The organism is Tessaracoccus coleopterorum (assembly GCF_011174705.1).
GTDB lineage: Bacteria > Actinomycetota > Actinomycetes > Propionibacteriales > Propionibacteriaceae > Arachnia > Arachnia coleopterorum.
Genome location: NZ_JAANIJ010000001.1, coordinates 1,892,798 through 1,912,210, shown reverse-complemented (window position 1 = coordinate 1,912,210; position 19,413 = coordinate 1,892,798). Strand labels below are relative to the sequence as shown.

Annotated in this window: 27 protein-coding genes and 5 pseudogenes; 12 read left to right on the top strand and 20 right to left on the bottom strand. The window is 66.8% G+C overall.

Annotation, left to right across the window (positions count from 1 at the left end; genetic code table 11):
* Positions 1-396: 396 nt before the first annotated feature.
* Positions 397-831, top strand: a complete 435-nt coding sequence (locus G7085_RS36320; RefSeq protein WP_456300413.1) for a helix-turn-helix transcriptional regulator — start codon at positions 397-399, stop codon at positions 829-831.
* Between the two features lie 8 nt (positions 832-839).
* Here G7085_RS36320 and G7085_RS34910 read toward each other — a convergent pair.
* From G7085_RS34910 to G7085_RS12280, 4 genes and pseudogenes are all read right to left on the bottom strand, one after another.
* Positions 840-1,876, bottom strand: a pseudogene (locus tag G7085_RS34910) (leucyl aminopeptidase family protein); the annotation flags it as partial.
* On the bottom strand, positions 1,870-2,106 hold the full coding sequence (locus G7085_RS12290) for a hypothetical protein (RefSeq protein WP_197511170.1): 237 nt from the start codon (positions 2,104-2,106) through the stop codon (positions 1,870-1,872). The pseudogene G7085_RS34910 and the gene G7085_RS12290, both read right to left, overlap by 7 nt.
* Positions 2,099-2,269, bottom strand: coding sequence for an META domain-containing protein (locus G7085_RS25890; RefSeq protein ID WP_197511169.1), 171 nt, complete (start codon positions 2,267-2,269; stop codon positions 2,099-2,101). Before G7085_RS25890 ends, G7085_RS12290 begins: the two co-directional genes overlap by 8 nt.
* Before the next feature lie 297 nt (positions 2,270-2,566).
* Positions 2,567-3,223: an exodeoxyribonuclease III gene (locus G7085_RS12280; RefSeq protein WP_331715643.1), complete on the bottom strand. Its 657-nt coding sequence runs from the start codon at positions 3,221-3,223 to the stop codon at positions 2,567-2,569.
* A gap of 145 nt (positions 3,224-3,368) precedes the next feature.
* Here G7085_RS12280 and G7085_RS12275 point away from each other — a divergent pair, with 145 nt between their 5' ends.
* Entirely contained in the window at positions 3,369-4,205 is an 837-nt protein-coding gene (locus G7085_RS12275) for a hypothetical protein (protein WP_197511168.1), read from the top strand.
* A 378-nt stretch (positions 4,206-4,583) separates the two neighbouring features.
* Here the strand turns inward: G7085_RS12275 and G7085_RS12270 are convergent, their stop codons facing one another.
* The 14 genes and pseudogenes from G7085_RS12270 to G7085_RS12225 all read right to left on the bottom strand — a co-directional run.
* Complete coding sequence (locus G7085_RS12270; RefSeq protein ID WP_231979466.1) at positions 4,584-5,387, bottom strand: carbohydrate ABC transporter permease; 804 nt, start codon at positions 5,385-5,387, stop codon at positions 4,584-4,586.
* On the bottom strand, positions 5,384-6,001 hold the full coding sequence (locus G7085_RS12265) for a carbohydrate ABC transporter permease (protein WP_231979465.1): 618 nt from the start codon (positions 5,999-6,001) through the stop codon (positions 5,384-5,386). Before G7085_RS12265 ends, G7085_RS12270 begins: the two co-directional genes overlap by 4 nt.
* A gap of 2 nt (positions 6,002-6,003) precedes the next feature.
* A complete protein-coding gene (locus tag G7085_RS25885; RefSeq protein WP_231979464.1) occupies positions 6,004-6,225 on the bottom strand; it encodes a hypothetical protein in 222 nt (73 codons plus the stop codon).
* Positions 6,226-6,387: 162 nt separating this feature from the next.
* A complete protein-coding gene (locus tag G7085_RS25880) occupies positions 6,388-7,188 on the bottom strand; it encodes an extracellular solute-binding protein (protein WP_331715985.1) in 801 nt (266 codons plus the stop codon).
* Positions 7,189-7,190: 2 nt separating this feature from the next.
* Positions 7,191-8,861 (bottom strand): extracellular solute-binding protein, encoded by a 1,671-nt coding sequence (locus G7085_RS25875; protein ID WP_231979462.1) that lies wholly within the window; start codon positions 8,859-8,861, stop codon positions 7,191-7,193.
* Positions 8,858-9,313 (bottom strand): zinc-binding dehydrogenase, encoded by a 456-nt coding sequence (locus tag G7085_RS12250; RefSeq protein WP_197511167.1) that lies wholly within the window; start codon positions 9,311-9,313, stop codon positions 8,858-8,860. The genes G7085_RS25875 and G7085_RS12250 overlap by 4 nt, the downstream gene beginning before the upstream one ends.
* Positions 9,277-9,678: an alcohol dehydrogenase catalytic domain-containing protein gene (locus tag G7085_RS12245; RefSeq protein WP_197511166.1), complete on the bottom strand. Its 402-nt coding sequence runs from the start codon at positions 9,676-9,678 to the stop codon at positions 9,277-9,279. Before G7085_RS12245 ends, G7085_RS12250 begins: the two co-directional genes overlap by 37 nt.
* 13 nt (positions 9,679-9,691) lie before the next feature.
* A complete protein-coding gene (locus G7085_RS30340; RefSeq protein ID WP_269451849.1) occupies positions 9,692-9,823 on the bottom strand; it encodes a hypothetical protein in 132 nt (43 codons plus the stop codon).
* On the bottom strand, positions 9,783-10,535 hold the full coding sequence (locus G7085_RS25870) for a glycoside hydrolase family 2 TIM barrel-domain containing protein (protein WP_331715642.1): 753 nt from the start codon (positions 10,533-10,535) through the stop codon (positions 9,783-9,785). Before G7085_RS25870 ends, G7085_RS30340 begins: the two co-directional genes overlap by 41 nt.
* A 58-nt stretch (positions 10,536-10,593) precedes the next feature.
* Positions 10,594-11,712: a glycoside hydrolase family 2 protein gene (locus tag G7085_RS25865; RefSeq protein WP_231979461.1), complete on the bottom strand. Its 1,119-nt coding sequence runs from the start codon at positions 11,710-11,712 to the stop codon at positions 10,594-10,596.
* A gap of 20 nt (positions 11,713-11,732) precedes the next feature.
* Positions 11,733-12,029, bottom strand: coding sequence for a hypothetical protein (locus G7085_RS25860; protein ID WP_408647209.1), 297 nt, complete (start codon positions 12,027-12,029; stop codon positions 11,733-11,735).
* A 75-nt stretch (positions 12,030-12,104) separates the two neighbouring features.
* Positions 12,105-12,253: pseudogene (locus tag G7085_RS34905) on the bottom strand (hypothetical protein); the annotation flags it as partial.
* Between the two features lie 110 nt (positions 12,254-12,363).
* A pseudogene (locus tag G7085_RS30335) lies at positions 12,364-12,770 on the bottom strand (beta-L-arabinofuranosidase domain-containing protein).
* 53 nt (positions 12,771-12,823) lie between these two features.
* A pseudogene (locus G7085_RS12225) lies at positions 12,824-13,507 on the bottom strand (beta-L-arabinofuranosidase domain-containing protein); the annotation flags it as partial.
* Between the two features lie 292 nt (positions 13,508-13,799).
* Between G7085_RS12225 and G7085_RS25855 the strand changes: the two are divergent.
* The 6 genes from G7085_RS25855 (at position 13,800) to G7085_RS12205 (ending at position 15,995) form a co-directional block, all read left to right on the top strand.
* Entirely contained in the window at positions 13,800-14,048 is a 249-nt protein-coding gene (locus G7085_RS25855) for a LacI family DNA-binding transcriptional regulator (protein ID WP_231979459.1), read from the top strand.
* Complete coding sequence (locus G7085_RS12220) at positions 14,036-14,614, top strand: type 1 periplasmic-binding domain-containing protein (RefSeq protein WP_331715641.1); 579 nt, start codon at positions 14,036-14,038, stop codon at positions 14,612-14,614. Before G7085_RS25855 ends, G7085_RS12220 begins: the two co-directional genes overlap by 13 nt.
* Positions 14,500-14,799 (top strand): substrate-binding domain-containing protein, encoded by a 300-nt coding sequence (locus G7085_RS30330; RefSeq protein ID WP_269452134.1) that lies wholly within the window; start codon positions 14,500-14,502, stop codon positions 14,797-14,799. The genes G7085_RS12220 and G7085_RS30330 overlap by 115 nt, the downstream gene beginning before the upstream one ends.
* A 138-nt stretch (positions 14,800-14,937) precedes the next feature.
* Positions 14,938-15,375 carry a hypothetical protein gene (locus tag G7085_RS12215; protein WP_197511162.1) on the top strand — a complete coding sequence of 146 codons (438 nt, stop codon included), beginning with the start codon at positions 14,938-14,940 and terminating at the stop codon, positions 15,373-15,375.
* Positions 15,376-15,435: 60 nt separating this feature from the next.
* Positions 15,436-15,690 carry a pyridoxamine 5'-phosphate oxidase family protein gene (locus G7085_RS12210; protein ID WP_197511161.1) on the top strand — a complete coding sequence of 85 codons (255 nt, stop codon included), beginning with the start codon at positions 15,436-15,438 and terminating at the stop codon, positions 15,688-15,690.
* Entirely contained in the window at positions 15,591-15,995 is a 405-nt protein-coding gene (locus G7085_RS12205) for a hypothetical protein (protein WP_197511160.1), read from the top strand. Before G7085_RS12210 ends, G7085_RS12205 begins: the two co-directional genes overlap by 100 nt.
* A 15-nt stretch (positions 15,996-16,010) precedes the next feature.
* Here G7085_RS12205 and G7085_RS12200 read toward each other — a convergent pair whose 3' ends face one another.
* Complete coding sequence (locus G7085_RS12200) at positions 16,011-16,163, bottom strand: hypothetical protein (RefSeq protein ID WP_197511159.1); 153 nt, start codon at positions 16,161-16,163, stop codon at positions 16,011-16,013.
* A 389-nt stretch (positions 16,164-16,552) separates the two neighbouring features.
* Here G7085_RS12200 and G7085_RS12195 point away from each other — a divergent pair, with 389 nt between their 5' ends.
* Both G7085_RS12195 and G7085_RS12185 read left to right on the top strand, forming a co-directional pair.
* Positions 16,553-17,188 (top strand): Swt1 family HEPN domain-containing protein, encoded by a 636-nt coding sequence (locus tag G7085_RS12195; RefSeq protein ID WP_331715640.1) that lies wholly within the window; start codon positions 16,553-16,555, stop codon positions 17,186-17,188.
* An 879-nt stretch (positions 17,189-18,067) separates the two neighbouring features.
* Positions 18,068-18,483 (top strand): annotated as a pseudogene (locus G7085_RS12185) (GrpB family protein).
* Positions 18,484-18,648: 165 nt separating this feature from the next.
* Here the strand turns inward: G7085_RS12185 and G7085_RS12180 are convergent.
* A complete protein-coding gene (locus G7085_RS12180; RefSeq protein ID WP_197511155.1) occupies positions 18,649-18,834 on the bottom strand; it encodes a hypothetical protein in 186 nt (61 codons plus the stop codon).
* A gap of 140 nt (positions 18,835-18,974) precedes the next feature.
* On the opposite strand from G7085_RS12180, the gene G7085_RS30325 reads away from it, so the two are divergent.
* Positions 18,975-19,100: a hypothetical protein gene (locus G7085_RS30325; protein ID WP_269451848.1), complete on the top strand. Its 126-nt coding sequence runs from the start codon at positions 18,975-18,977 to the stop codon at positions 19,098-19,100.
* A 100-nt stretch (positions 19,101-19,200) separates the two neighbouring features.
* Positions 19,201-19,383, top strand: coding sequence for a hypothetical protein (locus G7085_RS12175; protein ID WP_197511154.1), 183 nt, complete (start codon positions 19,201-19,203; stop codon positions 19,381-19,383).
* Positions 19,384-19,413 lie beyond the last annotated feature (30 nt).

Genomic DNA, 19,413 nt, shown 5'->3' with positions numbered 1-19,413 from the left:
GACGGGCGGCCAGATGGCGTCGCCAACTGCCGCGCGAGGTTTCACCTGGCCGTCGGGCGGCCCGAGCTCGTCCGCCCGACGGTCGCCCATCTGCTTGCGATCGGGGGCACCCAAGCGTTGCAGGCGTGGCTGTCGGTGGCCGCGGCGGAAACCCGGCTCCGGCACGACGCGCTGGCAATCGAGGCCATCTCGCGGCCCTCGACCTGACCGAATCGGAGGGGCGCACCTGCTGCTGCTGCGTCAGAGCAGCCAGGTCGCGGGGCGCTCCGGCACCACCGGGAGGTGGTCGGCGCCCACCGCGACCTCGTCGACTGGGCCCTTTCGGGACGGTGGACCCGTGGTCGCTCCCGCTCACTGCCCCTGGGCGAGCTCACCGAGCGCGAGTTGGCCGTTCTGATGTACCTGCCGTCGATGGGGTCGAACGCCGAGATCGCGGCGGCGCTCAGCATCTCTGCCAACACCGTGAAGCAGCACCTGAAGTCGATCTACCGCAAGCTGGCGGTCGGGAGCCGCAGGGAGGCGGTGCGCGTGGCGCGCGCGGCCGGTCTGCTCGACCGGATGTCAGGGAGCGCGTCGGCCCCTGACACCATCAGCCGCTCAGGCCTCGAAGTTGAGCGCCAGGTCGATGAGCAGACGGGTGCCGAAGCCGGTGGTGCCCTGGTTGCGCCACCGGTCGGGTGCCCACAGCTGCGCCGTGCCCGCGATGTCGATGTGGGCCCACGGCCTGCCGTCCACGAACTCCTCGAGGAAGAGGGCCGCGGTGATGGTGCCCGCATTCGGGCCCCGAGGTTTCGGAGGTCCGCAAGGGTGGAGTTCAGCTGGCCGCGGTAGCGGCGCGCCAGGGGCAGCTCCCAGACCGGCTCGTCGACCCGCTCGGCTGAGGCCTTCACCCGATCGATCAGGGAAGCGTCGTTGCCGAGGACGGCGGCGATATCGGTGCCGAGTGTCTTCAGCGCGGCGCCGGTGAGGGTGGCGATGTCGACGATCGCGTCAACGGGCTCCTCCGTGGCAAGCACCAGCGCGTCGCCCATGACCATCCGGCCCTCCGCGTCGGTGTTGACCACCTCCACGGTCTTGCCGCCGCGCATCACGACGATGTCGCCGAGGCGGATCGCCGAGCCGAGGGCATGTTGTCGGTGCACATCAGGTAGCCGGTCACCTGGGCGCGGCAGCCGAGGTCCTTGAGCACCGTCATGGCCGCGAGGATGGCTCCTGCGCCGGCCATGTCGTTCTTCATCACGGCGTGCACCTCATCACCCGGCTTCAGCGCGAGGCCGCCGGCGTCATACATGATGCCCTTCCCGACCAGGGCCAGCTTCCCGACGGGTTCACCCTCGGGCCGGTAGACGAGCTTGATCATGGTGGGCGGCTCGACGCTGCCCAGGTTGATGCCGAGCAGACCGCCGCAACCGAGCTCGACGAGTTCCTCCTCGCCGAAGACCCGCACCTCGAGACCCGCACCCGGGCCGAGGTCGAGGGCCACCTCACCGAGCCTGGTGGCGGTCAGCATGCCGCCGGGGGTTCCGGCGAGATCACGGGCGAGCTTCGTGGCCTTCACAAGGAGCAGGCCGCGGGCCACGGCCGCCTCGGCCTCGGCCTCCGGGTCGCAGAGCAGCGCCAACGCCGTCAGCCTGGCGTCGGGGCCGTCCTCGCCGATGCGATAGACGTAGCGGGCAAGGGCGGCGCCCTCGATCAGGGCCACAACCATGTCGTCGAGCCGGGTGGTGGTGTCGGGGATGACGATGCCCAGCCGCCGCTGGCTGGGGATGGCGCGAGCGAAATGGGCCGCACAGTCGCGCAGCACCGTCGCGTCGGCGGCCGCCCGGTCGCCGCCTCCCACGAGGACGATGACGGGGCCGTCGGTGCCGATCAGCACGAGTGTCGCTCCCACCGCCGCGGTGAAGCCGAGCGTGGCTGCGCGTCCGGCATCGATGCCGCTGGCCTCCGGGGGTTCTCGCCGGTGAAGACGATGTGGGCGACGGCCCCGAGGTCGGCGGGGGCATCGCCGACGGTGACGGCGAGGTTTCGGGCGGGGAGGGCGAACGGCGGGTACGGGCGGCGTGAGTCATCGTGGTTCCTTCTTGGTGGGGCCCGGGCGTCAGGCACGGACGAAGCGGAGCGCGGTGGCCCCGTCTGGGGTGCGCATCTCGAGTGAGTCACCGAGGCTGATGATGCCGTCGGCGGCGGTGCAGGAGCCGAACAGGCGGTTGCAGCCGCCGGACCCGGAGATGGTGCCGTCCTCAGGCGACCTGCTCCTTCGTGTCTGCACACCAAGACAACCGGGTCTCGCCGGGCCGTGGCATCACCCGCCGGGGGTGATCCCGGAGGGAGTGGTTGCGGATGCGCTCCGAGAGCTCACTCGACGGCGTGCGGCAGCTTCACGCGGCCGCCGGTGGCCCTGCGTCCGGGTCGCGACGGAGGCGGGACCACCGGGCCGGCGTCGCCGTCGGGCGCGACGTCGAGGTCGACGATCACGGGGCGTGATCGCTGGGGAGCTTGCCCTTGCGTGCCTGCCGGTCCACCCAGGCCGCCTCGACGCGCGCCGCGACCGGATCGGAGGCGAGGATCAGGTCGATGCGCATCCCGTAGTCCTGATGGAACATGCCCGCCCGGTAATCCCAGTAGGAGTACAGCGTCTCGTGCTCCGGCCAGCGGGCGCGCACCACGTCGACCAGCCCGAAGTCCTCGACGCGCTGCCGTTCCTCGACGGTGACGTGGGTGTGGCCGACGAAGGCTGCCGGGTCGAAGAGGTCGAGGTCGGAGGGGCGATGTTGATGTCACCGCACAGCGCCACATCCGCCGGCCCGTCGGCGACGACGGCGGCGAGCGCGTCCAACCAGGCCAGCTTGTAGAGGTAGTGCGGCGAGCCCACCTCGCGCCCGTTCGGCACATACAGCGAGTGGATGCGGACTCCGTCGCAGGTGGCGCTGAGCGCGCGGGCCTCGGTGACGCCGTCGTACTGGGGCTGGCCCCGGAAGTCGGCCTCGACATCGTCGAGACCCACCCTCGAGAGCAGCGCGACACCGTTGAAACCGCCGTGGCCGTGGTGGGCCACCCGGTAGCCGAGGTCGGCCAACGGAGCGTCGAAGAGTTCGTGGAAGGCGGAGTCGCCGAGCTTGGTCTCCTGCAGGCACACCACATCGGGTCGACGTTGCTCCAACCACGTCAGCAGCCGCGGCATCCTCTGCTTGGCCGAGTTCACATTCCAGGTGGCGATCCTCACCCCTGCGAGGCTACCGGGGTACGCGCCTGCCGATGGCAGCCGTGCGTCGCCGGGGACCCTGCGAGCGGAGAGCAGGAGCGTCGGGACCGGTCCGACCGGGCTCACCTCCCACGCCGGGCATATCTCAGGCAATGGCGTGGCAGTGGTGTGGGCGCAATCTCCTTCCAAGAACCGGCGGGCCTTCACCTTCAGCGGCCCCACCAACCGCACCGAACTTCTGCCTCCCAGCGGCTCTGGCAACTCCAGCGCCAGCGGCATCTCGGACAATGGGCGCAACGTCGCCGGCACCGCCCGCTTCCGCAACGCCGACGTGCCGGTGGTGTGGACCAACGGCGTCGCCAGGCGCCCGACCACGCCCTCCGGGGCGACCTCCTCGCGGCTCAACACCGTGAATGACTCCGGGCAGGCCGCCGGCTGCAGCATCATCGGCGGCACCGAACGCCCCTACCGCTTTGACGCCACCGGAACCCCCGTCGCACTTCCGCTGCCGGCCGGGCGCACGAGCGCCTGCGCCACGGCGATCAACAACTCCGGGGTCGTTACCGGCACCGCCACGGGCCCTGCCGGAAGCGTCGCCGTCATCTGGGTCGACGGGCGGGTCCACAACCTGAACGACCTCATCCCGAGCGCTCCGGCTACGCCCTCAGCACCATCGAGGACATCAACGCCTCGGGCCAGGTGGTGGGCATGGCCACCCTCACCGGCGGCAGGGGCCGCGGCTACATCGCGACCCTCAGCACCGCCGAGAGCATCTACACCGCACCAGGCTTCCACCGGTTCAACAGCCGCGACTGGAGCACGACCTGTGAGACGTACTCCGGGACCAGCCGCACCGAGATCATCGCCACGCACGTGGTGTGGGAGAACGGCACCTACAGACGAGTCACCGGCTGGACCTTCAACAACCTCAGCTACACGCCCAGCCCCGCGCGCCCTGGACAGGAAACCCCCTGGCGACGACGGGCTCGTGGACCTCTGCTGACGGCCGCAGGTGGCGCACCGAGTGCGACACCCCCGTCACCGGCAGGAAGGGCTGCCGCAGCTACACGTTCGCCCGGGTCGCGGAGGCGGTGCCCAGGCCAGGAGGTGGCTACTCCTTCTCGGTCTCTGAGAAGTGGGTGTTCAACAACATCGTGAAGTTCCGCTGACCCTCGCTGACCGTGACCGGGCGGTTGGCGATCATGAGACCCCGGCCGGGCGACCGGGTCTCATGATCGGTGTGGACGCGTCGCCCTCCGGCATGTGGGCCAGGCCGGGTTTCAACCCTTCAGGCCCGTCAACGTGATTCCCTCCACGAAGTACCGCTGAAGCACGAAGAACAGGATGATCACCGGGGCGATGACGACCAGCGACGCGGCCATCAGCAGCCCCACTGCGCGGTGTAGGTGCTCTGGAACGTGGCCAGCCCGAGCGACAGGGTGAACATCTCCTGGTCGCTGAGGTAGAGCAGCGGGCCGAGGAAGTCGTTCCAGACGCCGATGAATGTGAAGATGGTCACCACGATCACTACCGGCTTCGACAGCGGCAGGACGATGGTCCAGAAGACCTTCCAGGGCGATGCCCCATCCACGTAGGCCGCCTCATCCAACTCGAACGGGATGCCGAGGAAGAACTGGCGGAACAGGAAGATGTTGAACACACCGCCTCCGGCACCGGCGAACCAGGCGGGCACCGTCAACGGGACGAAGCTGTTCAGGAACCCGAGCGCGCTCCAGCCGACGAACGTCGGGATGAGAGTCACCGCGTAGGGCAGCATCACTCCGGTCAGCAGAAGACCGAAGACCAGGTTGCGGCCGGGCCAACGGAGCCGAGCAAACGCGAAGCCCGCCATCGCGCACGTGACCACAGTCCCGGTTACCACGAACAGCTCGATGATCATGGTGTTGAGGAAGTACCGCAGGAACGGCTGGGTGCTCATCGCGTCCGGGAAGTTGCTCCAGGCAACGGGATTGGGGATCCACTCGGGCGGCGTGGTGAAGATCTGCGCATCTGTCATCAGGGCGCTGCGCACCAGCCAGACGAAGGGTGTCAGCATCATCGCCGCACCAACCAGGAGCACCACGAACAGCAGTGCACGGACCCACGGCTTGCGTTCACGCTCCTGGGGCGTCGGTGTCATCGCCCATCCACGGCGCCTGCGGCTCCGGGCGGATGTGTCTGTCATCGCGCGTCTCCCATCTCGTAGAACACCCAACTACGCGCATTGCGGAACAGGAGCACCGTCACGATCAGCACGATGATGAACAGCACCCAGGCGAGGGCACTCGCGTAGCCCATCTCCGCATCCGTGAACGCCTGTGTGTAGAGGTAGTAGATGTAGAACAAGGTCGAGTTGTTGGGACCGCCGTCGGTCATGACGAAGGCCTGGTTGAACACCTGGAAAGTTCCGATCATGCCGGTGACCAGGTTGTAGAAGATGACGGGAGTCATGTACGGCCAGGTGACATGGCGGAACTTCGCCCACGCGCCACCGCCGTCGATCCCAACAGCCTCATAGAGCTGACGGGGAACTCCCTGGAGGCCGGCAAGGAAGATCACCATGCCGTTGCCGAACCCCCAGACGCTCATGAGGATCAACGAGGGGACGGCCGTCTCCTCGGCGTAGATCCACTGAGACTCCGGGAGGCCAGCCGAGCGCAACAGCGTGTTCAGGAGACCGAAGTCGGGGTTGAAGATCCAGATCCAGAGCACGGCATTGGCGATCGCGGGCACGAGCGTCGGTAGGTAGTAGATCGTCCGCCAGGCCGACTGGAACCGGAAACCGGAGTTGACCAGCATGGCTACGAGGAACGCGACCAGTAACCCGAGGGCACCGCGCCCAGGGTGTAGTAGGTGGTCACCGAGAGGGACTTCCAGAAAAGCGGGTCCTGGCTCATCTGAACGTAGTTGTCGAAGCCGACAAAGCTGGCCGACTCTCCGATGCGCCAGTCCGTGAAACTGAAGATCAGAGAGGCCACCATCGGGCCGACGGTGAAGATCACGAAGCCGAGGATGGCGGGCATGGCGAAGAAGTACCCCCAACGGGCCTCGACCCGCTTGAGGACGACGACCCCCGCCGTCGGGGCTTCACAGTGGTCCCAGGCATGTCATCCGGGACGGGCCCACCTTGATCAGGCCGCTCATCATCGGCCTGATCAAGGGGCGGGGCCTGGTGGGCGTCATGCTCATGCCGGGTGCGAGGGGTAGACGCCTTCGAGCAGACCTCCGTTGAGCTGCTTGGCCAGGGCATCGATGACGGTCTTTGCGCTGTCCTTACCCGTCTGCAGGCGCTCCATCGACGACGCCACGGCCCGGTCGATCTTCTCGATGTTTCGCAGCCTCTGAGCGAAGTAGGCCTGCGAGTTGTTCATGGTGTAGTCGATGACGGCGGTCTTGTATTCGGCTGGGTGCGCCTTGTTGTCCGTCCAGACCTTGATCTGCTCAGGATCCGTGTAGTAGGCCGTCTCCAGGGGCATCCACAGGCCGCTCGCGAAGAGGTCCACCTGCTTCGGGTCCGACTGGTAGACGTAGAGTTCGAGGGCCTCCTCGACGTGCTTGGTGTCCTTGTTGATGAGCGTGGCGCCGCCCATCGTGACGGTCTTCGGCTCCTCGTACTTGGGCAGGACGCCCAGCCCGTAGTCGGCGCCCGAGTTGCTGACATCGAGGAGCGCCCACTGCCCATCAATCGCCATCCCGAGCCGGTCCGACGTCAGCTGAACGGCCAACGACGGGGCGTTGTTGCCGAGCTGGGTGGGCGAGGGGGCAACACGGTGCTTGTAAATGAGGTCGACGAGGTTCTGGAACACCTCGACACCGGCCGCCGAGTCGAGCATCGTCTTCTTGCCGGTCTCATCGACGATGTCGATCCCTGCCGAGAGGATCAGGCCGTGCCATGCGGCGGACCACATGTTCGCGAGTGTGCCGAACCGCTTGACCTTCTTCGGATCGAAGCCGGCCTCGTCTGGGTGCCTGCCCTCCTGGTCGATCGTCAGTTTGTACGCGGTCGCGACGTAGTCATCCCACTTCCAGGCTGCGTCGGCACTGATGGGGCCTCGTCGATCCCCGCCTCCTTGAATGCCTTCTTGTTCGTGAAGAGGATCATGGTCTCGTTTGCACTCTGGGTGCCAAAGCACTTGCCCTCCTCCCAGTAGTAGTAGGAGCCGGGCAGTCGGTCGGCCAGCGCAGGATACTTGTCGAAGTAGTCGGCGATGTTGACAGCCTTGCCCTGTCCGCTGAGGCGGTAGCCCATGGCGGGCTCCACCGCGACCATGTCGGGCATCTTGTTGCTGGCGACGAGGGCGTTCAACTTCGTGGGGTAGTCGGACGGAGTGTAGAGCGACTTGATCTTGCGCCCGGCCTTCTCCTTCTCGAAGTTCTTCAGCATCGTCTCGGTGGCCTTCTGCTCGGCCACCGAGCCCCAGAACATGTACGACAGATCGCCGGGCGGCACTGCTGCGCCCGCGGAAGAGCTGGCGGAGGACGTGCCCACCGGGGTACTGGAGCCACACGCGGTGAGCATGCCGCCGAACGCGGCGGTTCCCGCGGCGGCCCCGCTGAGGCGGAAGATGTCGCGTCGGCTGAGTCGGGTGCTGCTGGTCATCTTGGTTCTCCTCGTTGAGTGATGATGGTTGAAACGACTGAGTGGGATCGACCCTGATGGGTCAGGGACGCACCTCGTCCACACGGACGCGGCGGCCTTGTTCGAAGGATCGGATGGCGGCATGGGCCAACTGCAGGGCCCGGCGGCCCGCCCGGGCGTGAACCGGTGGCTGTCCCCGCCCCTGAGGGCGTCGAGGACCAGGTCGACGTGGCGGTCGAACGTCTGGTGGAACCCGCGGGCCTCGTCGTTGAAGTAGCCGGCCTGCCACACCCGGCGCTCCTCATTGCCTGCCGTGCTGATCTCGAGGGACGCGACGGTGTCGTGGATGGCCAGCCTGCCTGCGGTCCCGTTGATCTCCACGAGCTGCGAGTCCGGGTAGGCGTAGGAGGAGTCGTACGAGCCGAGCATGGTGCCGACGGCCCGCGACTCGAACCTGAGGGCCAGTGCCACGCTCGACATGTCGCCGTAGGTCATGTCCGTCATCTCGGCCATCACCGACTCGACAGGCCCGACAAGGTGCTCGAGCATGTCGAACCCGTGACACTGGGTCTCAATGAGGTTGGCGTGCGGAGAAGTGCCGTGGTTGGCCTCGCCCCCGAACCGCCAGGTGGCGAAGACGATATCGCCCAGCTCACCAGCCTCGATGGCCGCCTTGGCGCGGCGGACCGGCTCGGCCCAGCGGTGGTTGAAGTTGATGGCGAAGAACAGGTCCTTCTCCTCGGCGAGGGTGATCAGGTCGTCGGCCTCGGCGAGATCGAAGACGAGCGGCTTCTCGACAAGGAGGGGCACGCCCGCCTGGATGAGATGTCTTGTCGCCTCGTAATGGCCCTCGTTCGGTAGGCAGACGGTGACCAGGTCGGGGGCGGCCTCCCGCAGCATCACGTCGAGGTCGGTGTAGGCCCGGACCCCGAACTCGGCTGCGCGAGCTGCGGTCCTATCCGGCGTGCGGCCCACGATGCCCACCAACTCGGTATCGGCACGCCGAGAGAAGATGCGGGCATGCTGCCTGCCCCAGGTGCCGGCACCTACCACGACGACGCGGAGCGGAGCGGGGTTCATGCGATGTCCTGGGTGACGACGACCTTGCCCGTGGCGCCGGAGAAGAATGCTGTGAAGGCCTCCCGGATCTCGGTGACGTCGTAGGTGTGGGTGACGATGCGGCTGAGCAGTTCGCGGTTCCTTCTGAGTGCGTCGAGGTTGTCTGGCATCTCGTCGAACCGGAAGTACTCGCTCCCGAGTACAGCCCGTTCGGGGGCGATGAGGTCTCGGGAGACGTCGAGCGTGAGGCCCTCGCCGTGGCCGACGCAGATCAGGGCTCCTCGCTGGCTGAGCGCCCGCATCGCCAGCTCCCGAGCGGACTGCCTGCCGGAGGAGTCGAACGCGAGGTCTGGCTGCACTTCGATGATCGACTCGCTGTCGGCGGGGTCGTGGCTGATGGCGCCGAAGCTCTCGGCGAACTCGCGCCGCCACGGGCTCACGTCTGAGACATGCACCTCGATGTCCTCACCCACCAGATCTTCGTCATGGCCAGGAGCCCGAGGCCGATCGGGCCGGCGCCGATGATGTACACGGTGCGCGCATCCTTGCGGACGAGCTCGGCGCGTCGCAGAGCATGCGTGCTGGTGCCCATGACGTCCAGCAGCATCGTGGCCTCGACGTAGGAGACGTCGTCGGGGATCGGGAAGAAGTGGTTCTCGTGGACGATCGCGTAGGGACCGAAGCCGCCGTCGGAGCTCTGGCCCACGTCCTGGCGCTTTGCGCTGCACTGGTTGGTCGAACCGACGCCGCACGAGCGGCACTCCCCGCAGAAATCCATCAGGTAGATGGCCCCGCGGGTGCCGGGCGCGAGGCTGGTGCCCGTACCGGCCTGCTCCACCCGGCCGGCCGCCTCATGGCCGGGATGATCCCACCCCTCCGAAGTACTCCTTGCGGTCGGTGCCGCAGATGGCGTTTGCACCGATCCGGATCAGGAGCTCGCCCTCACCGGGGCTGCGGTAGGCCTTCTCGGCGAACTCGATCACGCCTTCGCCGCGGAAGTGTGGGGCAACGGTTGTGATGGTCATGCGTCCTCCTTCGGGACTGGTTGGCCAGGTCGATCGATTCGACCGCGGCTTCACGGGTCTGGATGGCGTGCAGCCGGGCAAGGTCGAACTTCGGCTGACGACCGAAGTCGAAGAGTCCGTTCTCTTCCTGGAAGGTGTCCGTCAGCTGCGTGTAGCAGTAGCCGAACATCCCGGGGTCGTCGAGGAGGGCATCGGTCAGCCCGGCGAACCGGGTGAACCACTCGTCGACCGAGCGGACCCGCTCGCCGTACCCCCAGGAGCCGACGCGGTCAGGATCCTGCGCCTCCTCGGCGATGGCGGCGTTCCACCAGATGCCGCCGTACTCGGAGACGAAGTACGGCTGCCCGCGCCATGGGACGGACATCGCACGGCCCTCGAAGTCGTTGATCCAGGGGCGTCCCTCGGCCAGGCCACCCACCTGCTCGGCGAACCTGGCTGGATCCTGCTCATAGTTGTGCGAGTCGTAGATGTCTGCGCCGTCGACACGGTGCGAGTAGCCGGACGTGTCAAGGACCGGGCGCGTCGGGTCGGCCGCACGGGTTGCCAGGTACATGCCGTGCGTCACGTCGTCGAGCTGCGTGATCTGATCGGTGATCGGCTGGTAGGTCTCGTTCAGGGGACACCATCCGACGAGCGCCGGGTGGTTGCGGTCGCGGACGACCGCCTCCACCCACTGGGTGATGAAGGAGGCGCTCGGCTGTTGGTGATCCTCGAGGCGTCGCGTCGGATCAGAGGCGCCCAGTCGCCGAACTCCCCCAGACGAGGTAGCCGAGGCGATCGGCGTGGTAGTGGAACCGCTCCTCGAATACCTTCTGGTGGAGGCGGGCCCCGTTGAAACCAGCCTGCATCGACAGTTCGATGTCGTCGATCAGCGCCTGGTCGCTCGGAGCGGTCATCAGCGAGTCGGGCCAGTACCCCTGGTCAAGGACGAGGCGCTGGAAGACCCTGCGCCCGTTGATCAGGACGGCATCACCGACGACGGTGACCGTGCGGAGCCCCGCATAGGAGGCGACGGTATCGACGGTACGGTCGCCGTCAACCAGTTCGATCGAGAGGTCGTAGAGATGCGGCTCGCCGGGGAACCAGGGACGCACCCTTTCCTCAGGAATGGGAAGCCGGAGCGAAGGCTGCTGGGCCGAGTCGGCGGGCACCTGCCGGCTAACGACCTCACCGTCGGCGTCGGAGACCGTGACGCGGAGGGTCAGCCCCGGACGGGTGCGGCGTAGCGTCGCGGTGACGTCGAATGCTGGTTCAGCCAAGTGCGGCACGATGTGGATCTGCTCGACGGCGTCGACCGGAACGGCCTCCAGCCAGACGGTCTGCCAGATTCCGGTCGTCCGGGTATAGAAGCACTCGTAGTTGCCGAAGCGGCGGGACTGCTTGCCGCGGGCCTGCGGGCCCTGGTAGGGGTCCCGGGCCCTGACCACGACCGTGGCTGCGTGACCCGGAGGGGCGAGTTCGGTGATGTCGGCGGAGAAGCCGGTGAACCCTCCTCGGTGGCGGGTCACCTCAACGCCGTCGACCCACACCGTTGCGTCGTGGTCTACGGCACCGAAATGCAGCAGGACGCGGTCGCCCTGCCAGTCCTCCGGGACGCTGATCTCGCGGCGGTACCAGACGGCGTTCATGGCGTCGACGTGCCCGACGCCGGAGAGGGTGCTCTCCGGAGCGAACGGCACGAGTATCTCGTCGGTGAGCTCTCGCTCGAGCAGGCCACGCTCCAGGCCTGTGTCGGCCGGATCCATCTCAAACTGCCAGATGGCGTTCAGGTTCAGCCACTTGTCGCGGACGAACTGGGGCCGCGGATGCTCCGCGCGAGGCACCGCGGGTGCGGATGGGTTGGTCATTGCGATGTTCCTCCTTCCTGTCAGGCGGTGGGCAGCCAGACGCGCATCGGTCCGACTTCGCGGTTGGCCCACATGAAGTACGGGATGGCGACGGCGGGCACCGTGGCGCCGTCGGGACCGCTGCGGGCGTTGCACACGATGGTGGGCACGCCGCCGAGGATGTCCCTGTGATCGACCTGAAGCTCAGTGTCGGCCAGTTGCAGGTCCTCGATGTCGAGCCCGGCCGGCTGGTCGATCTGCTCGACGGCGTAGACGAGCGGTCCGCGTTCGATGACGACCGCGCCTCGGGACGAGTCGACCTGATGCTGCCCGAGCACGGCCCGCGGCGCGTCCGGGAGCGAGAGCCGCACCTGGTCACCCTTTTTCCAGGACCGGCGGATCCTGGCGTAGTCACCGACCGGGGCGTCGACGGCTTCACCGTTGACGGTGAGGGTGGCCCCTCTGCCCAGGCGGGGATGCGCAGCGAGAGCTCCCAATCCCGTCCTGGCGCCGAGGTGATCTCGACGTCGACGGTGAGGTCCCATGGGTACGCGGTCCGCATCACGAAGCTGGCTTTGCCACCGGACACCTCGGCCGCGGCAAACTGGTGAATCTGGACACCGTCGGCGGTCGAAGTGGCCACCAGGTCATGCACCGTTGCGATCGTGCGCATCAGGTTGGTGGGGCAGCAGGAGGTGCCGAACCAGGGCTGGCGGCCGTTGGCAGGCATCCGGCTGTCGTAGACGAGCGCGTCGCGGTGCACCTGGAGGAGTTCACGTAGAAGTACCTGTCACCGTCGAGCGAGACGCCGGAGAGGACTGCGTTGTAGAACTGGCGCTCGATCAGGTCGGCATACTTGGCCTCACCGGTGGCCAGCAACAGCCGCCAGCTCCACTGGATCGACGCGACGGCCGCACAGGTCTCGCCATAGCCGCGGTCGTTGGGCAGCTCGTACGGGTCGCCGAACGCCTCCCCTCCCAGCGCGCTCCGAGCGACCCGTTGACATACATTTTGGCCGCAACCATGTTGTCCCACTGGGTGCGGAGCGTGTCGAAGAGCTCCCGGTCACCGGTCTCGATTGCGACGTCAGTGGCCCCGCGGCGAAGTACACCGCGCGGACGGCGTGGCCTTCCGGGTAGACGGTCTCACGCACGGGGATGCGGTCGGAGAAGTAGACGGACTTCCAGCCCTGCCAGGTCGGGTCGGTGAGGGTTCCGTGTCCGCGGTGCTCGACGAAGTAGGAGGCCAGCTCGAGGTAACGGGGGTTCTGAGTCACGCGGTACAGCTCCACCAGCGCCATCTCGATGAGCGGATGACCGCACAGCTCCTCGCGCTGGCCGAACCCGAAGGTCTCGGCCATGTGGTCGGCCGCGCGACATGCGACCTCGAGGAGCACTGTCCGGCCGCTTGCCCTGTACTGCGCAACGGCGGCCTGGATAAGCGTTGCCATGTTGAAGATCTCGTGGTCATAGGAGATCCACTCATAGCGACCGCGCTTTCCGGCGGCCTGGTTGAAAGTGCTGAAGTACCCGTCATCTGCCTGGGCACGGGCAGCCAGGTCGCTGTACCGGTCGAGCCAGTCCGCCATGATCTGGTCGGCTTCGAGTCCCTCCTGCCAGGCAACCGCCTCGAGCCATTTGAAGACCTCGCCGTCCTCGTAGACCGGGCCGTGGTAGGGCTCTCCGACGCGGCGGGCGGCCGCGTTGTCCAGGTTGGTCCAAGCCTGCTGCTCGGTCAGGTGCTCGTGACCACGCGGGATCGAGGTTTTCCGGTTTCCGCGCTGGAGGTCGCCGAGGAATCCCTCGCCGATCCTCACAGCATCGTGCGCCAGCGGCCTCAGAACGGTTGTCACAAGTGGGGCAACAGGACCACAACCCCTCGTCAACAGCGATTGACCCGTCGTCTCTGCACCCTCTGTGGTCGCGGTCTCGATGACCCCGGGGTCTGTTGTCGTCACGCCTGAACTCCTTCGTTCGGAAACCTTGATGGAAACAGTAGGCAGCAAACTTCTGTTTCCGCAAGGAGTTTCTGTACGTGGGCAGAATTTTCTGCCAAGCTAGGAGGAGCCCCGAAGATGAGGGCTTGCCACAGGCTTAGGAGAGATAGTCATGGCGGAGGGACGAACGACGATCCGGGACGTCGCAGCACGTGCCGGGGTGTCACCGGGGAGCGTCTCCAAAGCGTTGAACGGCACCGGTCAGCTGAGCGACAAGACCCGTTCACGCATCGTCACGGCCGCCCAGGAGTTGAACTTCCAGCTTGGCAGCACCCGTAGTGCCCATCGCCAGCCAAGCGCAGCTACACCGTCGGCCTTATCACCACCGACAGCTTCGCGCGTTTCAGCGTGCCCATCCTGATGGGAGTGGAGGATGCGCTCGGAGCTGGGCAGATCTCGGTATTCCTCTGCGACAGCCGCGACGACCCGATCCGGGAGCGGCACCATGTCGAGACGCTGCAACGCCGTCGGGTGGACGGTTTCATTGTCACCGGGCGCAGCTCGAACTCGCGCTCTCCGCTTCCGGTCGAGCCCTCGTTTCCGGTCGTCTACGCGCTGTCGCCGTCCTCCGACCCGAGGGACTGCTCCGTAGTGGTGGATGACGTGGCGATCGGCCGCATTGCGGGCGACCACTTCGTCAGGATGGGCCGAACACGCGTCGCCCATATCTCAGGTCCGGAGAGCTTCGACGCCGCACGCGAACGGGCGCAGGGACTCGAGGGCGCGCTCCAATCCGAGGGCCTCGAACTCGTCGATCAGGTGTACTACGGCAACTGGAGCGAGGCCTGGGCCGACAGGCCACTCAGATGGCGCTGCGGGCCAACCCGGACGTCGATGCCATCTACTGCGGCTCGGATCTCATCGCCCGCGGGGTGGGAGATGCCCTACGGGAGCTCGGTAAGGACGTGCCCGGCGACATCGCTCTGATCGGCACCGACAACTGGGATCCGATCGCCATCGGCGCACGGCCGGCCCTGACCACGATCGACCCCGACCTGAACAAGATTGGACGACTCGCGGCGGGCTGCCTCCTCGATGCAATCGATGGTCGGCCACACACCGGCGTGCAGCGCATCACCGGCCAGCTGGTCGTCCGCGGCTCGACGAACTGAAGACCCGATAGCGACGACGCATGGCCCTTCCCGACGCGCCTTGTCGACGGCGTCGTCTCTTTCAAAGTATCCGGCAGTCCACCAGCACCTGTTCAGTAGCGTGTTCCTGTTCGACAGTGACGACGAAGGGAGCCTCGGATGGCAGGCAGGGACGGCGGGTTCAGCGACGAGGAACGCGCGGCAATGAAGCAGCGGGCCGACGAGCTGCGCTCCACGAAGGGCTTGAAGGGCGCCGCGAAGTTGGCCCGGGAGTTGGAGGCGTGCGTGGATGCGATCGACGCCTTGACCGGCGTTGACCGCCAGGTGGCCACCCAACTGCACGCCATCGTCGCCGAAGTGGCGCCGGGTTTGCTGCCGAAGACGTTCTACGGGTTCCCGGCTTACGCCCGGGACGGGCAGGTGGTGGTGTTCTACCAGCCGGCATCGAAGTTCAAGACCCGGTACGGGACGGTCTCGTTCGACGAGTCGGCAAACCTCGACGACGGCCCGATGTGGCCGGTGTCGTTCGCGGTCGTGGAGGTGACCGATGAGGTCGTCGAGAAGATCCGCGAGCAGGTGAGGAAGGCCGTCGCCTGACCCGCGTCCCGGTTCCGGTCACCCGGGCTGGCCCACCGTCACGGCGCCCATACTGGGTGCATGGCACAGCAGTTCGGGCGGATCGAGGACAGGTACAGGCGGTTCATCGAGGCGCAGCATGTCTTCTTCGTCGGCACCGCCGCGCGCGACGGCCGGGTCAACGTCTCACCCAAGGGGCTCGACTCGCTGCGGGTGCTCGGCCCCAACCGGGTGGTGTGGCTGAACGGCACGGGCAGCGGCAACGAGACGGCGGCACACCTGTTGGACGTGCCACGGATGACCATCATGTTCTGCTCATTCGAGAAGCGCCCCTGATCCTGCGGCTGTACGGCACGGCAGACGTCGTCCACGAGGGCGACCCGCGATGGGACGACCTCCTCGCCCTGTTTCCGCCCCTGCAGGGGGCCCGCAACATCTTCAGCCTCGACGTCGACCTGGTGCAGACGTCGTGCGGATACGGCGTCCCGCTGATGGAGTTCCAGTCGGATCGGGAGACGATGGCGCTGTGGTCGGCGAAGAAGGGTGACAAGGGTCTGGTGGCGTATCAGCAGGAGAAGAACCGCGTCAGCATCGACGGCTTCCCGACGGGGCTGCCGGTGCGGGAGGACCCGCCGGGCTGACCGGACGGTCGGAGCTCAGACAGAACTGCGCCTTGGGCCGGGCGCCCCGAACTCGTCCTCAAGCAGCCGCAGGTACCGGTGGCAGGCCTTTGAGTGCTCCGGGCCTCCTTTTGAGTAGTCGTCGATCTCCAAGTAGCTCAGGATGTAGAGGTTTCCGAGGTTGAGCACCCGCTGCCGGTTGGCCTGCCTCAGGTCCAGAAGACCCGCCTACGTGGCGCACGGCTGGCTGATCCACAAGAACGCTGATGAACGACAAGAGTGCCCATCCGATCCAAAGCCCCATGCGTACCTCGAGCGGGGCGCGGAATATCGTGCGACGACATGGATCATGAGTCGCTCCAAGTTCGGAGGTCCTAGTTACTGGATGAGGTAGCCGTCATGCATGCCCTGCCACTTCGCTTGTCGGCGGTTTGGCGCCCGGTAGCACTCTGGACCCGCGCGTCTCCGGTAGGGAAGCTCCAGACCGGTGGGGTTCATGGGGCCCGTGACAGTAGTGGCCACCGGGGACTACACCCTGATACTTTGACTCAAATTGGCTTTTGACTAGGGGTAGAGACGTGAGGGAACACCTGAACGGGCTCGCTGTCGTCTTGTGTACCGTGATGGAGCGCGAACTGCCCAAGCTCGGTTCTGATTGGTGGGCCAAGGGCGTGCTGGGGAATCTCACGCCCCAACAAGCTCAGATCGCGAAGGATAACCACTGGTCCGATCTACCTGACTTGGACTTGGCCGCCCTCATCCAAGTGGTTGACCGAAACTGGAACCTGCTCGCAGACAAAGGCTTGGGCAAGAGAGAGACCCGCAACTGGTTGAAGGAGTCCCTCACGGTTCGCCACCGTTGGGCCCACGAGTCACCGGGTCGGAAGGTCAGCCACGATCAGGCATTCCGAGACCTCGATACCCTGGATCGCCTGGCAAGGGCGCTCCTGCCGGAGAGCCAAGAGGCGGAAGCACTTAGTCATGCTCGCGCTGAGGCGCTCAGGGCACTCATTTCCACAGCCGCACCTACCGAGCCGGAGCCGACCGCAACTTCACCGGCAGAAGAACTCCCTCTGGGGAGCAAGCCGCTGGCAGACCCCACAAATGACTCTGATCAGGTGCGGGAACTCCAGGTTCGAGCTCCCAGAATCTTCCGCACCCAGGCGAAGGCTGACTCCCCGGCCCGGCTGGCACTAGGCCAGTGGGGTGACTGATGTCGTCGATATGGATGTCACGGTCATCCGCGAGGGCGACGAGATTGTGCTGACGGTTGGCGGCACGCGGAGCTTCGATAAGGACGCTCACACCGTCGCAGACGGTTAGCCTTCCTTGCAGCCACCGCCAGACACGGACGCCACGCTCCTCATCGGAGGAATGTACGCGAGCCCAGTTCCTGCATCGTCAGGGGCCAGCCGCCGAACCTCCCCGATCAGTTCCCCGGGCTCGGCCTCCAAGTCCAGGGGTGGGAGACGATGCGCACGTCCGCACCGCGCACGGCATGCGTACGCGCGTCCTCGCTCATGCACCAGATGCCCCGCCTGAAGCCCGAGCACAGTGCGAGTGTAAGGACATTCGGGCCTTGAGCCTGCTGGGGATCCAGGCAGGGAGCGTTCCGCGCACCAGACTGGAGACGCCTGCCAGCAGGAGGCGCAGCCGCTGCAGCCGCCTCAGTGGTATGCCCACCCCTCCTGAGCGGGTTACGAGGCGGGTAACACTCATCCCTGTATCTGGATTACCAGTCACTGACCAGATCGGCTGTCTCAGTGTATGTAAGCGGGACCGAGTGAGGCGCAGTCGAGATCTGTTCAACTCGCGCGGGGTCACTTCAGAGCCGAACCCCTGGCGGTCAGCTGTCACCTGCCTCACTGCATATCACTGCATATCACTGATGCACAGTGTCATGCAGTGAGCCACACAGTGAGCGGATAGCCAGAGGATGCGCCGTCGCTACCGGTTCAACTCTCCGGAGTGCTGACGCCCCGCCTGCCGGGTGCCAGTCGGCTCGGCGGACTGGCAGGCTACTGACGGTGAGCAGCGAAGGCGTGACCATCGTCCCCAGCCGCCACCTTGAGTGGGTGGGCCTCTTCGAGGAGATGGCCGGGAGGCTTGGGCCGCTGCTGCCCGGCGCGAAGATTGAACACATCGGCTCGACCTCAGTTCCCGACCTGCCCGCCAAGGACGTCGTCGACCTACTGATCGGCGTCGACCTGCCGAGGTGCAGACGGTGGCCGACCAGCTACGCGACGAGGGGTTCGACCTCGAGGGCGCCCTCCCGCACCACGCCTGGCTCGGATTCCCGAGCCGCGACGACCGCCGCTACGTGATCCACGTCGTCGAGTACGGGTCGTGGCAGCGGCGGATCGACTTCCGCGACCTCCTTCGCCGCGACCCCGGGGCGCGGGCACGGTACCTGGAGGTCAAACTGGCCTCGGCTGAGGCGAGCGCGAACTGGGACGAGTACACCCAGTCCAAGACCGATGTAGTCGCGGGGCTGCTGGCCCGGACCTGACCCGAGACGGGCCCGACGGCGCTGCTTCGGGCGGTCGGATGACGACGGCCTCCTGGCCTAACAGCAGGAGAAGAACCTGGTCAGCATCGACGGCTTCCCGACGGGGCTGCCGGGGTGGGAGGACCCGCCGGGCTCAGCCCCACCCTCCCTCAGCAGCTCCCGCTCCTAAGCGACCTGATCGCGGCGGTACCACCAGACCAGCCCGCCCGACACGGCCAGGAAGGCGACAACGCCCTGACCCTGCTCGCTCAGGTCCCGTGGTTCGCAGCCGCGGCATGGCTGCACGATGAACGTGGCGAGCGCCATCGGCAGGAACGACCCCAGCGCCACCGCCGACACCACGCCGAGCACCCTCGACGACGCCCAGCTGATCCGAACCCTCAGAGATCCGCGTCTTCGTCAGTCACCCTCGACGACACCCTCACGGGTCGGCCGAACCGACCCTTCGCTCCGGCTCTCCCGGCATTCACCCAAGCCAGATCCTTGCAGCCGTGATAGCGCCGCGCCTGCCCATGGTGACCGCGCAGCTCTCCGGTTCACTGGGCGCGCTCGCCGCAGGCGCGGATCTCACGATCGTCACGGAGGCCTACCACGAGATCCCGAGTCGATCGGGCTGACGGCCACCATCCTGCCGATGGTGTTCATGATCCTCGTCTACATCGTGGCCTACGCAGGCGAAATCACCGTTCGCGGGTCGTTCCCCTCGACGGTCGCACCGTGGAGGCGGGCGGCCGGGTCGCCCGTCGCACGCCCCGCGCGCTGCTGCAGCTGGGAATCGCGGCCGTCGCGGCCGTCGTTGCCGGGGCCGCGGCCACCTGGGTGCTGACGCTGTTCGCCCCGACCTCGCCTTCTCCACGGGAGGTGCGATCGCCTTTCTCACGATCGCCGCCTTCGCGCTGATGACGGTGGTGATCGGCTCGGTCAACTGGC